Origin of the sequence: uncultured Flavobacterium sp. (genome assembly GCF_963925415.1) — a bacterium.
In the GTDB taxonomy this organism is placed as follows: Bacteria; Bacteroidota; Bacteroidia; order Flavobacteriales; family Flavobacteriaceae; genus Flavobacterium.
Genome location: NZ_CAWUTS010000119.1, coordinates 1 through 16,017, shown reverse-complemented (window position 1 = coordinate 16,017; position 16,017 = coordinate 1). Strand labels below are relative to the sequence as shown.

Annotated in this window: 9 protein-coding genes; 2 read left to right on the top strand and 7 right to left on the bottom strand. The window is 30.5% G+C overall.

Translation table 11 applies throughout. The annotated features are described in order from the left end of the window. On the bottom strand, window positions 1-1,587 hold a 1,587-nt coding region (locus AABM47_RS09520; RefSeq protein ID WP_338410693.1), incomplete at its 3' end, for a thiamine pyrophosphate-dependent enzyme. Between the two features lie 168 nt (window positions 1,588-1,755). Continuing rightward, the gene (locus AABM47_RS09515) at window positions 1,756-4,584 is read right to left on the bottom strand and encodes an aminopeptidase (protein WP_338410692.1); all 2,829 of its coding nucleotides are present in this window, start codon (window positions 4,582-4,584) and stop codon (window positions 1,756-1,758) included. A 147-nt stretch (window positions 4,585-4,731) separates the two neighbouring features. Between AABM47_RS09515 and AABM47_RS09510 the strand changes: the two genes are divergently transcribed. Continuing rightward, the gene (locus AABM47_RS09510) at window positions 4,732-6,696 is read left to right on the top strand and encodes an endonuclease (protein ID WP_338410691.1); all 1,965 of its coding nucleotides are present in this window, start codon (window positions 4,732-4,734) and stop codon (window positions 6,694-6,696) included. A 56-nt stretch (window positions 6,697-6,752) separates the two neighbouring features. Here the strand turns inward: AABM47_RS09510 and AABM47_RS09505 are convergent, their stop codons facing one another. The 5 genes from AABM47_RS09505 to AABM47_RS09485 form a co-directional block, all read right to left on the bottom strand. Next, window positions 6,753-7,478 (bottom strand): TIGR00730 family Rossman fold protein, encoded by a 726-nt coding sequence (locus tag AABM47_RS09505; RefSeq protein ID WP_338410690.1) that lies wholly within the window; start codon window positions 7,476-7,478, stop codon window positions 6,753-6,755. Window positions 7,479-7,508: 30 nt separating this feature from the next. Beyond that, window positions 7,509-10,340 carry an excinuclease ABC subunit UvrA gene (uvrA, locus tag AABM47_RS09500; protein WP_338410689.1) on the bottom strand — a complete coding sequence of 944 codons (2,832 nt, stop codon included), beginning with the start codon at window positions 10,338-10,340 and terminating at the stop codon, window positions 7,509-7,511. 93 nt (window positions 10,341-10,433) lie between these two features. After that, window positions 10,434-12,251: a chloride channel protein gene (locus AABM47_RS09495; RefSeq protein WP_338410688.1), complete on the bottom strand. Its 1,818-nt coding sequence runs from the start codon at window positions 12,249-12,251 to the stop codon at window positions 10,434-10,436. 180 nt (window positions 12,252-12,431) lie between these two features. Beyond that, window positions 12,432-14,099, bottom strand: coding sequence for a gamma-glutamyltransferase (gene ggt / locus AABM47_RS09490; RefSeq protein WP_338410687.1), 1,668 nt, complete (start codon window positions 14,097-14,099; stop codon window positions 12,432-12,434). Further along, window positions 14,096-14,695, bottom strand: coding sequence for an acyl carrier protein phosphodiesterase (locus AABM47_RS09485; RefSeq protein WP_338410694.1), 600 nt, complete (start codon window positions 14,693-14,695; stop codon window positions 14,096-14,098). The genes ggt and AABM47_RS09485 overlap by 4 nt, the downstream gene beginning before the upstream one ends. Window positions 14,696-14,845: 150 nt before the next feature. Here AABM47_RS09485 and glmM point away from each other — a divergent pair. Further along, a partial coding sequence (glmM, locus tag AABM47_RS09480) for a phosphoglucosamine mutase (protein WP_338410686.1) occupies window positions 14,846-16,017 on the top strand: 1,172 nt, incomplete at its 3' end.

Genomic DNA, 16,017 nt, shown 5'->3' with positions numbered 1-16,017 from the left:
TCCTTGACCAATAATAGTTGCTTCCCTAATACCAGCGTCAGAAACTCTATATTCTCCATATTTTTCCTGCATACCAACTAACCCTTGGTTTACATCACCTATATTACCTGCATCTTCTCCAAAAACTAAAGTTTCCGGATATTTTGTAAAAATGGCGTCAAAATTATTTCGAAGTATTTCTCTGGCATCAACTAGTTGCTCTTCGGAATCAAAAATCGGTTTAATTTCATGTATTTTTCCGATCGCTTCATTTGAATTTGAATGTAAATGTGAACTAAATTTAGGTTGAATATTTTGTATATATGCTAATATCCATTCTGACAACTTTATTTTACCTGTTTCATTTTTAATTAATCGCAATACTTTTCTTGCTGTTGAAAGCACATCTTTTCGAATAGGTTCTTTTATAGAAGATAGATCAGAAGTAAACTTTTCGATAACAACCTTGTTTGAACTTGTTAATGCTATGGTGTTTAAAAGTTCGACCAACTCACTTTGTTCTTTTTTTATTGGATTTAAGTAGGTATTCCAAGCTGATTTTTTACCTTCTAAAACTTGTTTTTTTATATTTTTTTCTGTTTCTTTTAATTCTTCTAATGTTGCAAAATTGTTTTCTATAATCCAAGTTCGCATTTTGGTAATGCAATCAAATTCAATTTCCCAATTTAATCTTTCATTATTTTTATAACGTTCGTGGCTACCTGATGTGGAGTGCCCTTGTGGTTGTGTTAATTGAAGTACATGTATAAGTACAGGAACATGTTGTTCTCTTGCTAAAGCAGCAGCTTTTTGATAGGTTTCAATCAATGCAGGATAATCCCAACCGTTTACTCTAACAATTTCATATCCCTTATGGTTTTCATCTCTTTGAAAACCTTTTAAAACTTCAGAGATGCTTTCTTTTGTTGTTTGATACTTTGCATGAACCGATATGCCATATTCGTCATCCCAGACACTCATTACCATGGGTACTTGAAGTACTCCGGCAGCATTTATAGTTTCAAAAAACACCCCTTCTGATGTTGATGCATTTCCTATAGTTCCCCAAGCTACTTCATTTCCGTTTGTAGAAAAATTAGTTTTATTGCTAATTTCTTTTACGTTTCTATATATTTTTGAAGCTTGTGCTAAGCCTAATAAACGAGGCATTTGACCGGCAGTTGGAGAGATGTCTGCGCTTGAATTTTTTATTAAAGTCAAGTTGTTCCAATCGCCATTTTTGTCTAAGCTGTGTGTTGCAAAATGGCCACCCATTTGTCTACCACCACTCATAGGGTCATGTTCTATATTAGTGTCTGCATATAAACCTGCAAAAAATTGTTCAATATTTAATTCACCAATTGCCATCATAAAAGTTTGATCTCTATAGTAACCTGAGCGAAAATCACCGTTTTTAAAGGCTTTTGCCATGGCTAATTGCGGAACTTCTTTACCGTCACCAAAAATTCCAAATTTAGCCTTTCCAGTTAAAACTTCTTTTCTACCCAAAAGACTACATTCTCTACTAGTAATAGCTATTATAAAATCAGCAAGAACTTCTTGTTTAAAATCTTTAAATGAAATTTTTTGATTGATCTGAGTGTTCATAAATTGAATAAAATAGGGTTAGCTACAAATTTAATAATTTGATTTAATAATTTATACTTAATTTTTTATTTTTTATACAAAAAACAAAATAGATGTTATATTGTTCTATTTTAATAAATAATTATTTAAAAATGACCATTATTACTGCGAATATAATAATTAAGTGCGTTAAAACCATTTTCTTGTGAATAAAGAAAGTAAGGTTTTTGGGCTTAATGTGATTACAAACCTAATTTTTTGATCATAATTCTCTTTTTTTAACTCATATCCGTTTGATGATTGTATTGGGAAGTAGAGTTCAAAATAATCAGGAACAAGATTTAATCGAATTCCACTGTCATAAATAAATTTAGGTTTTATAAATTCATTTTTATAAAGTCCTGCGTCACCATAAATTTCAACCCAATTCCATATATTAAAACTTCCGTTAATTGTTGAAATCCATTGGTTAACAAATCGGGTATCAAATTTTGATTTAAAACCACCTTCTTTTTGAACATATTGTTGGCTATAAATGCCTGTTGATTCAGAACGTCCTAATAAATTATAATTAAAAAGATAATCTGTAGGTCTATCAATACCAAAACTAAAAAAATCAGAATTTGTATTTCTGTACATGAATTTTCCACAATAAAAACGAAGATTGATTCTTCTGTTATTCTCAAACAGTTTTCTGTATTGAACTTCTGCAGAAATTTTTCCAAAAGAATTTGCAATTTGAATATCTGTATGGAAGGAATAGTATTTTGTAATCTCAGACTGAATGTTGTAATATTTTAGGTTAAAAACGGAATAATTATCTGTATTTATGTCTTGTATAAAATCTGATTTTTCTCTTTTTACATAATATTGTGATAATGAAATAAATTCTTTTTTATTGTACCTAAAGTTAGAGTCTCTAAGTTGAAAAAGTATGGAAGGAATTAACTTTGTATACATAGCATCTGGCGCATAATGTGATGAAGAAGCTAATAATCCATACCTTATATTATATAACTTACCTGTTCTTATATTATGATTTAAATAACCATCAACACTTCCTACAATTTTTTGAGTATTTGTTGAGTATTCTGGTGAAATGCTAAATTGAAAGGGTTTGTTTATAATTGATTTATTATCAAATTTAACACCTAATTTAACCCCATCATATAAATTATACTCAATAGAGGGCATATAAAATATTTGATTGTATTTGGGGCTTTCAATATCTTTTAAAAAACTAAATTTTAAAGGGCGATGATTAAATACAAAGCCTTTTAATGAATGTCTGTTGTTATTTAAATTGCTTTCTGGAACTTCAATTTTGTAGTTTAGGACTAGTTTTTCAATATTTTTTTTTGCAATTACTATTGTTGTGTCTGTTTTTATATTGGTTAGCCATTTTTTAAATACGATATTCTCGTTATTAAAACCATAAAGTGGAATTGGCACATTAGTATGGGTTCTATTTTTTATAGTAATTGCAATAGAATCTTTTTGTTTTTTTATAGTCCCAAATTTGTAATCAATTAGAGCTCTTGTTTCGACTACAGTATCAAAAAACCAATCAATATTTTTATTTGAATTTTGTTTTAGTATGTATTTAAAATCGGATCTGCTGGTTTTACTTTTTTTATTCAATTCAATATATTCAACAATGCTTTTGTCAACAATATTATTTTCTAGGTAGGCATTTAAATATCTTAAATTTAAACCAGCTTTGTATTTTCCGGCGATTTGTTCATTAAATTTTATCAGCGTATTTTTTGCATCTCCAATAGGTTGATCCAAATTTTTACGTGTCATTAGTAAATACAAGTAATAAAACTGTTGATTAAAATTGGTATTTAAGATTGTATATCCTTTTAGCATTTTAATATTTGATAATGATCCCAGCATTTTAAAATTAGGGTAATTATCATCTATATAATTCATTAAAATGTAGTGTTGAATACCTTCTTCAATCCAATGGTCTTTTCTGTGATTTACTTGTAAATTTTCATATAAAAGATTATTTAAATAAGTTTTTAAAAATTTAATTTCAAATATAAACTCATCGGGGAAAGGATTTATAAATGAAGGAAATTGATTTATTCCATAAAAAGGATTTTTTTCATAATCTTCATTTGAAACAATAATTTTTTTTCCTTTCGGATGGCCTATTTTATTGGAAACATAATTTGTAATTTTATCAATTACCAACGCCATTTGAATATCAGAAAGATTTTTATCTTCAAAATTTGATAGCACTTCTGTATTTTGACTTTTATAGCTTTTAAATTTTATTTCTTTTTTTGATTCAATAACTAATGTAACGTTTTGTTTTGATAAGGTATTTATTTTATAGGTATTGGTTAACGAATTTTTTATTAATTCTGTTTGATTTAAATCACTAAATAAAGTATAGTTACTAGGTATTTCTATTTCTATGTAATAATCAGATAATGCATTAGAAATGTCATCTAAATTTTCATTGTTTAGTTTGATAAATTTTTTATGTTCTGTTCTTGGGACACTTAAAATAAAATCTTTTAAATAGAATTTTCCAGAATCATTAAAGCCATATTTTGTAAATCTTTCATTTGGAATTTTAACCACATAGTTTAAAATTATCTTTTGGGAAGAAAAAGGTAATATAGGTTTATTTAAATGGAGTTTTATTAAATCAATTTGATCGTTATAATACTCATAATCTAGGGTTTCTGAATTGGAATCTAAAAACGAATTTATTTTTGTAAATCCTCTATCTTCTTCTTTAGCTAAGTGAAAACTTCTTGAAAACTCATCGGAAAATCGTTTAGCTAAATCAGATTTTTTTGATGAAAAGGCATTGTTCCAATCGTTTAATATGATAAATTTTATAGAGTCATTTGTTGTATTTTGATATGTTAACTCTTGATAAATTAACAATTCTTTAGTTTCTGTGTTTAAATTAATTTTTATATTATTATTATGTTGTGCCCAAAGGTTAAACTGAAACAACATGAGGCAAATAATAATAATACGTATAGATTTCAAATTAGATAATTTAATTTTTGTAAATATAAAAAACCATAGTTTTAATTACATCTTTATTAACATAATTTTTTGTATTAAATATTAGATTATATTTGTAAATAAATAAATTAAGTATTTATTTAAATAATATTAATAGTTTCCCCTAAAATGTTAAGTAAAACACTCCCTATTGCGATACTTTTTATAGCAAATTCGTTATTTTCTCAAGTATACATAAATGAATTAGATGCAGATACTCCTAGCTCGGATGTGCTTGAGTTTATTGAGTTAAAATCTACAGTGCCAAATTTTTCTTTAAATGGTTATGTATTGGTTTTTTACAATGGATTGTCTACAGGTACGGGTAATTTAAGTTACAATGCAATTGATTTAGATGGATTAACAACAGATATTAACGGATTAGTTTTAATAGGTAACTCGCTTGTATCTCCTTCACCAGTTCTGGTAACTTCAAATTCAACTATTCAAAACGGGCCAGATTTAGTTGCATTGTTTATTGGAAATTCTTCCGACTTTCCAACGGATACAATTGCCGATGCAACAAATTTAATAGATGCCTTAGCATATTCAAATAATGCAAGTACAGGCCCCTCGGTTTTAATGTCTGTTTTTGGTCTTACAAACTTTGTTAATGAGAATCAAACATCGAGTGCAACAACAAAATCAATTCAAAGAAATAACGATGGAACTTTTACCGTAGCTACTCCAACACCAGGTGTAAATAATGATGGAACTGGTGTGGTTTTAAACGGAATTACACTTGCTTCTTCTGTTTCTGAAATGACAGAAGGCGAATCATTAACGATAACATTTACAAGTCAAAATGTTATTGAAAACTCAAATTTAATTTTAAATTATAGCTTATCCAATGGTAATTTTGTTTTAGATGATTTTACAGGAAATTTAACGGCAACAATATTCGTAGGGCAAACTATAGCTACCGTTATAATAACTGTATATGATGATGTTACAGATGAAGGGGATGAAGAGATGAAAATATCGATTACAAATGTTCCTTCAAATTATGTTTTAAACAATAATGACGTCATTGTTCGTGTTCATGATAATGATTATGTGGTTCAAGCTTGGGGCACTCCATTAAGCCCAACTTATGACATAGTATCCAGTACAGCTCCATTAGATTATTACAGCCCAATAAATGGTTTGTCGGGCAGTTTATTAAAACAAGCATTACAAGATATAATTGCAAATCAAAATGTAATTCATGCTCATTCTTATGGCGACATTACTGAAATCTTGCTAACTTCTGATCAAAATCCTGAAAATGGTAGTCAAATTTGGCAAATGTATGTCGAACAACCTCGTTCTAAAATCGACTATCAGACAGGTAGTAGTAATATAGGTGTTTGGAACAGGGAGCATATTTATCCGCAATCAAGAGGTGGTTTTCAAAGTGGTACTTCTTCTTTTGCTGATGGAATAAATGTTTGGTTGCCTTCAAATGCTAATGATGTATTAGCAGGTCATGCAGATGCCCACCATATTAGGGCTGAAGATGGTTCTGAAAATAGTTTGCGAAGTAATAAAAATTATGGTGTAGATTATAATGGACCATCAGGAAATCTAGGAAGTTGGAAAGGAGACGTAGCACGAGCATTGATGTATATGGATGTTCGATATAATGCTTTAAATGTTGTAGATGGTAACCCTTCTGAAACGCCCACTGGTTATATAGGTGATTTGGCAACTTTATTAAATTGGCACCAACAAGATCCACCAGATGATTTTGAAATGAATCGAAACAATTATATTTATACTTGGCAAATAAATAGAAATCCATTTATAGATCATCCTGAACTTGCCAGTTATATTTTTGGAAGTAATAATGGACAAACTTACACTTTGGGCAATGAAAGTTTTGAAAGTGCAAGTGTTTTAGTTTATCCAAATCCAACAAAAAATAATATTATTATTTCAGGAATTGGACTAGACGCAAAAGTTGAAATTTATTCTTTAATGGGACAAAAAATAAAAGTTGTTTACTTTTCAAATGAAGTTAATATATCATTGAATGATGTAATGGCCGGTATTTATTTGATTAAAATTACATGTAAGGATAAAATGTTTACTCGAAAATTAATAATAAAATAAGTTGTAAACGCATAGTTCACAAATAAATTTATATCAATTTGTGAACTAGGTGTACCTTAAAAATTTGGTGATAAGTTATACTTTTTATAGAAATTGTCAAGTGCTTCTAAAACTTGATCTTCATTATCTACAATTTGAATCAAATCTAAATCTTTAGCACTTACGGTTTCAAATTTATTTAATAATGTGGTTTTTACCCAATCCATTAAGCCTGACCAAAACTCAGTTCCAACTAATAGTATAGGAAATTTTGCAATTTTTTTAGTTTGAATCAAAGTAATAGCTTCAAATAATTCGTCTAATGTTCCAAATCCGCCAGGCATGACTACAAAACCTTGCGAATACTTAATAAACATAACTTTTCTAACAAAAAAATAATCAAAATTTAAATTTTTATCTCGATCTATGTAAGGATTATAATGTTGTTCAAAAGGCAACTCAATATTTAGCCCTACAGAGGTTCCTCCACCATAATGTGCTCCTTTATTTCCAGCTTCCATAATACCAGGACCTCCACCAGTAATTACACCATAACCAGATTTACTAATTTTATAAGCAATTTTTTCAGCTAATTCATAATATGGATCTTCAGGCTTTGTTCTTGCAGAGCCAAATATAGAAACACAAGGACCAATTCGGCCCATTGACTCATATCCATTTACAAACTCAGACATGATTTTAAAAATTGCCCAAGAGTCGTTTGTTCTTATTTCATTCCAAGTTTTTTGTATAAACTTATCTTGAATTCGATGTTCTTCATTATTGTATTGATCTGCAGCCATATTATCAATTTTTTTAGTTTAACAAGCAAGCTAAATTAATTCTTTTTTTAAAAACTGAGCCGTGTAACTTTTTTTATTTTTTATTATTTCTTCTGGGGTTCCTTTTGCTATCAATTGTCCGCCACCTATTCCTCCTTCATAACCAATGTCAATAATATAATCGGCTAGTTTTACTACATCTAAATTATGTTCAATAATAAGAACCGTATTTCCTCTTTCTACCAATTCATTAAGTACACCCATTAAAACTCTAATATCTTCAAAATGCAGCCCAGTTGTTGGCTCGTCGAGTATGTAAAAAGTGTTGCCGGTGTCTTTTTTAGACAATTCTGAAGCTAATTTTATGCGTTGGGCTTCGCCACCAGATAGTGTTGTACTTTGCTGGCCTAGAGTTATATAACCTAAACCAACATCTTGAATTGTTTTTACTTTTCGATATATCTTAGGAATATTTTCAAAGAAAGTTACAGCTTCATCAACAGTCATATTCAATACATCTGAAATTGATTTCCCTTTATATCGAATTTCAATTGTTTCTCTATTAAACCTTTTACCCTGACAGGTTTCACACTCTACATAAACATCTGGTAAAAAGCTCATTTCTATAGTTCGAACGCCAGATCCTTCACAGGTATCACATCTTCCTCCTTTTACATTAAAACTAAAACGACCTGCCTTGTAACCTCTTATCATTGATTCGGGAGTCATTGTATAGAGTTTTCTGATTTCAGAAAAAACATCGGTGTATGTTGCGGGATTACTTCTTGGAGTTCTGCCAATAGGACTTTGGTCTATTTCAATTACTTTATCAATATGTTTTAAGCCTTCAATTTTTTTGTAGGGTTGAGGTTTTTTAACACCATTAAAAAAGTGAGCATTTAAAATAGGGTAGAGTGTTTCGTTAATTAAAGTAGATTTTCCTGAACCCGAAACCCCTGTTACACATATCATTTGTCCTAAAGGAAATTCAACTGTAACATTTTTAAGATTATTTCCTGTTGCTCCAGATAGCTTTAATATATTACCATTACCTTTTCTTCTTTCTTTAGGCACCTCAATTTTCATCTTACCACTCATGTATTGAGCTGTAATAGTATTTTCTTTTAAAAGCTCACTGGGAGTTCCTTGGCTGATTATTTTTCCACCAAAGCGACCTGCTTTTGGCCCAATATCAATTACATAGTCAGCACGTTTGATCATGTCTTTGTCATGTTCTACTACAATAACTGAATTTCCTATGTCACGTAAGTTTTCTAATGATTTTATCAAGCGTTCGTTGTCTCTTTGATGTAACCCTATACTTGGTTCGTCTAAAATATATAAAACACCAACCAATTGTGAGCCTATTTGTGTAGCCAGTCGAATGCGTTGTGCTTCACCACCTGAAAGAGATTTGGAGCTTCTGTTTAAGGATAAATAATTTAAACCAACATCTAATAAAAACTGCAAACGTGTTTCTATTTCTTTAATGACTTCAACAGCTATGGCATTTTGTTTTTCAGATAATTTTTCAGGTAAATTTTTAAACCATAGCGACAATTCAGAAATGTCCATATGAACTAATTCCCCAATGTTTTTGTCGTCGATTTTAAAATAAAGTGACTCTTTTCTCAAACGGTTGCCACGACAAACGGAACAATCATTTTCGTCCATAAATTCTTTAGCCCATCGTTTTAATGATGCTGAATTACTTTCATCATATTGATTTTTAATAAAGTTTGAAATTCCTTCAAAATCAATCTTATATTCTTTAGTTATTCCCATTACTTTTGAAACTACCGAAAACTTTTCATTTCCTCCATTCAAAATCATTTCCATGGCCTCATCCGGAATGGTTTCTATAGCATCTGAAAGTTTAAACTCATATTTTTGGGCTATAATTTCCAATTGTTTAAAAATCCATGACGATTTCATTTCTCCTAAAGGAGCAAAACCGCCAGCTTTTATAGATAATTTTGGATTGGGAATTATTTTTTTTAAATTGATTTCATTCACAACACCTAAACCGTTGCAGTTTTCACAAGCTCCTTTTGGCGAATTAAATGAAAAGTTATTAGGTTCAGGATTTTGATACGAAATTCCAGAAGTTGGACACATCAAATTGCGACTAAAGTATCTAATTTCTTGACTTTCTTGTTCAATTATCATCATAATATCTTCAGCTTGATACATGGCTGTTTTGATACTTTCTGTAAGTCTTTTATCAGTTTCTTCTGTAGTATCAATAGCCATTCTGTCAATTACAATTTCAATATCATGGGTTTTGTATCTGTCGACCTTCATGCCTACGTCTAAATCTCGAATGGTTCCATCAATACGTACTTTTAGAAAGCCTTGTTTAGCAATTTGTTCAAAAAGTTCGCGATAATGACCTTTTCGAGAACGAACTACAGGAGCTAAAATATTGATTCGTTTTCCATTGAAGTTATGTAAAATCAATTCTTTTATTTGTTGGTCAGAGTAAGATACCATTAGTTCTCCAGAATTATAACTAAAAGCATCTGCAGCACGAGCGTACAACAAGCGAAGAAAATCATAAATTTCGGTAATAGTTCCCACGGTTGAACGCGGACTTTTACTAGTAGTTTTTTGTTCGATAGCTATTACGGGAGATAGACCGTCAATTTTATCAACATCGGGACGCTCTAAACCACCTAAAAATTGGCGGGCATAGGCAGAAAAAGTTTCAATGTATCTGCGTTGACCTTCAGCATAAATAGTATCAAAAGCTAAGGAAGATTTTCCGGAACCCGAAACGCCAGTTATAACAACCAGTTTTTCACGAGGAATAATGACATCAATATTTTTTAAATTATGGACACGAGCTCCAATAATTTCTATAGTTTCTTCTGTTTTTAGCATAATTTTTTGGCAAAAAGCAAAGATACTATTTTTAAAAAGATTTTTGATAAATCAAATTATAGATTTTTGTTAGGATTTCATTAATTTCCAATTTTATTCAATAACCATTTCTTTAAGTTTTTCTCTATATTTTATTAATACAGCAGGTTTATTGATAAAACCAATGAATTTGCCTTTTTGAAGAACGGGTAGCACCATTAATTCACTTTTTTCAAACTTTTCCATCACGGTTTCCATAATATCATCATAAAAAACAATTTCTTTAGGCTGATGCATTACTTCATTTGTAGCTGTGTATTTTATTTTAAAAGAAGAAAATATGTATTTTCTAACATTATCTAAATAAATCAAACCTTCTAGCTCACCATTTTCATTTAGTACAGGAAAAACAAATTGATCTGAATCATGAATTTTTTCAATTAATTCATCCAGATTAGCAGAAACAGAAATTGCACTATAATTGGTTTGAATAAGTTTTGACAATTCTAACGTTGTTAAAATATTTTTGTCTTTGTTGTTGGTAAAAACTTCTCCTTTATCTGCTAAATGTTTTATGTCAAAAGAATATGGTTCAAAACGCTTAGAAATGGCATAACTTACAGATGAAACAATCATTAAAGGAACCATCAATTCATAACCACTTGTAATTTCAGCAATTAAGAAAATAGCTGTTAAAGGGGCATGAAATAATCCGCTTAATACTCCTGCCATTCCAACTAATGTAAAATTAGTAACAGGCAGCTTAGATAAACCAATTAAGTTAACAAAATAAGCTAATACAAAACCCAGATATGAACCAACAAATAGTGAAGGAGCAAAGTTACCTCCATTTCCGCCTGAGCCTAAAGTTAGACCGGTGGCAAAAACTTTAACAAGCATAGTAATTCCAACAAAGGCAAGTAAAACCCATTTATTGTTTTTAAAGCCAGAGGCTAAAGTATTTTCTAATATTTTTTCTGGATGGTTGTCGGCTATGGTTTTAATGCTGCTATAACCTTCACCAAAAAGGCTTGGAAATAAGAAAATTAATAAAGCTAAAATTCCGGCTCCAAACAAGGCTTTATGATAAATACTCAGTTTGCTTTTGGCAAAATAATGTTCTATTTTTCTAAAATATCTTGCATAATAAATAGAAAAAAGACCTGACAATAAGCCTAATAAAACATAAAAATGAATGTTATAATAATCAAACACTTCAACACTTTTAAAGGAAATTAAAACATCTTCATCTAAAACAATTGTAGAAATTAAAGCTCCTGTAGCTGCACTAATCATTATAGGAATAAATGCTGTGATGCTTATTTCTGCTAAAACGACCTCAATTGCAAATAAAACACCAGCAATTGGAGCATTAAAAGCGGCAGCAATTCCGGCAGCCACTCCACATGCCAATAATAAACTTCGATCATTATAATTTAATCCATAATTTTGAGCATAATTACTTCCAAAAGCTGCACCAGTTATTGTAATTGGTGATTCTAGCCCAGCACTACCTCCTAAACCTACGGTTAATGAACTTGTTATAATTTGTGAATATAACTGTTTAAGGGGCATAACGCTTCTTTTCTTAGCCACGGCATACATAATATGTGATGTTCCTTTTTGAATCGTACCATCTAAAAATTTATGAACAACAAAAACAGTTAAAACAATTCCAATTACAGGTAAAATACTGTTGCTATAGGGTAGATGAAGATAGCCATCTAAGTATTGCGAAAACTGATAAACACTATGTGCAAAAGTTTTTAATATAATTACAGCCAATCCAGAAGAAATACCTACCAATATACATGAAAAGTAAATAAATTGTCGGGGTGTTAAAAATGTTTTTAAAAGAAAAACAAATTGCTCTAATCGTTTAAAGTTTTTATTTATAAACCGAAAAAAAGGGTTGACTTTTTTCGTAGACATTATGTATGTTTTTTAATTCTTGCGAAATTACCAATTTTGAATGGATTTTGAAAGAATTTTACTTTAAACATAAAGTTTTTTAATTTACCTAAAAAAAATTAATCGGTTAAATTTGACAGGTATTTTACTTCATTTTGATTAAAAAAAGAAGATATGGTTCTGCTTTTTTTTAATCAAAATTTAAAAACCAACAGCCGAATCATCACCGCGATGATCAGCACCGCCTTCTAATTTTTTGTTTGGTAATATTAAAATTGCATCTACTTTTCCAATAACAGGATTTTTTTCTTTATTAATGCTATATCCTTTTTGTAAAAGATTTTGAAGAAGCTTAGAAGAAAAGCCAGCTGTTTCTATCCAAATTTCGTCGGGCATCCATTGATGATGAAACCTTGGTTGGTTTACGGCTTCTTGCATGGTCATATTAAATTCGTTAACGTTTAAAATGGTCTGTAAAACAGATGTAATTATTGTTGATCCACCAGGTGATCCTAAAACCATATATAGTTGATTGTTTTTTTCAACAATTGTTGGGGTCATTGAGCTCAACATTCTTTTTTCTGAGGCAATTTCATTTGCTTTTGCACCTATAAGCCCATACAGATTAGGGACACCAGGTTTAGACGAAAAATCATCCATTTGATTATTGAAAAAGAAACCCAACTCATCTGAAAAAAGTTTAGATCCAAAAGTTCCATTTAATGTTGTTGTAACCGAAACAGCATTTCCAAAAGAATCAACAATAGCATAGTGGGTTGTTTCGTTACTTTCGTAAATTGACATTTTGCCATGATTAATATCAGATGATTTTGAAGCTTGCTTCCAGCTAAAATCATTCATTCTATTTTTTAAATAGGTGGAGTCTATTAAGTTGTTTTTTGGTATTAATACAAAATCGGGGTCACCTAAAAAAAAATTTCTATCGGCATAAGCTCTTCGCTCAGCTTCTACTAGTAATTGGATGTATTTTTCTGAATTATGCCCAAGTTTAGAAACATCATATGGAGAAATCATTTTCATAATCTGAGCCAATGTAATTCCGCCGCTTGAGGGTGGTGACATAGATATTATTTTTAGGTCATTGTAATTAAAAGTAATTGGTTTACGCCATTTAACTTCGTATTTTTCTAAATCTTCCATAGAAATTATGCCACCATTTTTTTGAATAAATGAAACTATTTTTTGTGCAGTTTCTCCTTTGTAAAATTCGTCTTTACCATTTTTCATGATACGTGTTAAAGTTTGTGCAATGGCATTATATTTAATGGTATCTCCCTCTTTGTAATGTTTAGAAAATAAAGTATTAGGGCCGCTAATTTTTATTATATCATCATGATGTTTTGCAAGTCGTTTTTCTTGTTTTTGTGTAACTATAACACCTTTTTTGGCTAACGCAATTACGGGTAACATAATTTCCTCTATTGATAATTTCCCAAATTTTTCATGAGCAGCAAATATGCCTGCCACAGTACCAGGAACTCCTACAGCTAATGCACCGTCAACACTTAAATTAGGAATCACATTGCCTTTACTGTCTAGATACATGCCTTGAGATGCTTTTAAGGGTGCTTTTTCTCGATAATCTAAAGCCCCAATTTCGCCGTTATTTAATCTGTAAACCATAAATCCACCACCTGAAATATTTCCAGCATTAGGAAAACAAACCGCTAAAGCTAATTCAGTTGCAGCCATTGCATCAAATGCATTTCCTCCTTTTTGCATTATGGCAGCCCCAATTTCTGAAGCTTCTTTACGAGCAGAAACTACCATTGCGTTTGACGATACTAACCCTTTTTGAGCAAACGACGACATAAAAACGAATGCTAAAAAAACTGTTGTTTTTTTCATGGATATTGTATTTTTAATTCGATTAATTTTTGGGCAACATGAATTCTTAATTCCTCGAAAAACAAAGTAAACTCATTTTCAAATTCCGTATAAAAAATTTTTAATTCTTCTGGGGAAAACTGCATTTTTGATTTAAATTTTGTTCGAGAATCCATTTGATATAAAATCTTTGAAATTCCTTCAATTGTAGCATAGCTTAGCAACCAGTTTTGCTCAATCATTAGGGGTAAAATTCGTTTAGTTCGAGGCGTTAAAACCTCATAATTGTCTTTTAATGATTTGTAAAAACGAGCCACAAATTTATCTAAAGTTTCCTCGGAATATTTTGACCAATTCTTTGCTAAAAAATGATCGTATAAAATATCAACTATCACACCAGAATAGTGTCCATAACGCTCATGTAACCTGTGTTTGCTAATTCTAAAAACCTCATGAGCATCTGTAAAGGTATCAATCTTTCGATGAAGAATTATACCTTTTTTAACACCTTGTGGATAATTTAAATAATCGTTTCCTCGAATTCCATCAGCCATAAAATTGCCTATTTTTATTAAATCATTGTCGTTTGAAAGGTATATATGGGCAAGAAAGTTCATATTTTGAAGTTGATTTAACATTTTTTAGCAATAAGTTTTTGCTTAGTAGGTAAATATACTAAAATTTTATAAGTTTTTTTTTGTGTTAAAGTTGCTATCTTTGTTTTACTAAAAGATCCCCTTTTACAAATTACCCAAAATTTAAATAAAATGACATTAATAAAATCAATATCAGGAATTCGTGGCACAATTGGAGGAAAAGTAGGAGAAAACCTTACACCAGTTGATGCTGTTAAATTTGCTGCAGCTTATGGAACTTTTTTAAAAGAAGGAATTAAAAAATTGGGAGATGGGCAAAGAAAATTAAAAGTTGTTATTGGTCGCGATGCGAGAATTTCGGGACCTATGATTCATAATTTAGTTCAAAATACTTTAATTGGATTAGGTATTGATGTAATTGATTTGGGTTTGTCTACAACACCTACAGTCGAAATTGCTGTTTCAATGGAAAAAGCTGATGGTGGTATTATTATAACTGCATCGCATAATCCAAAACAGTGGAATGCTTTAAAATTATTAAATGACAGAGGTGAGTTTTTAAGTGGATCTGAAGGCGAGTTGATATTAGAAATAGCAGAAGCGGAAACTTTTGATTTTGCAGATGTAGATACTCTTGGTGATGTTACTGTAAACGATTCGTATATGAATATTCATATAGAACAAGTTTTAAATTTATCTTTGGTTGATGCTGAAGCAGTAAAAAAGCGTAAATTTAAAGTTGTTGTTGATGGGGTAAACTCTTCTGGGGGTATTGTTATTCCAGATTTATTAGAGCAAATGGGTGTAGAGGTTGTAAAATTATATTGTGAACCCAACGGCCATTTTCCTCATAACCCTGAACCCTTAAAAGAACATTTGGGTGCTATTTGTAAATTAGTTTTAGATGAAAAAGCAGATTTCGGAATTGTAGTTGATCCTGATGTTGATCGATTGGCTTTTATATCAAATGATGGAGAAATGTTTGGTGAAGAATATACTTTAGTAGCTTGTGCCGATTATGTATTGAGTAAGACTCCGGGTAACACAGTTTCAAACATGAGTTCGTCTCGTGCCTTACGCGATATTACAAATAAACACAACGGAAACTATCAAGCTAGTGCTGTTGGAGAAGTAAATGTGGTAGATTTAATGAAGCAAACCAAGTCTGTAATTGGTGGTGAAGGAAACGGTGGAATCATTTATCCAGAAAGTCATTACGGAAGAGATAGTTTGGTTGGTGTTGCGTTATTTTTGACTCATTTAGCACATTTAGATCTGACTGTAGCAGAATTAAGAGCCAGTTATCCTCAATATTATATGAGCAAAAACAAAATTGAATTAAC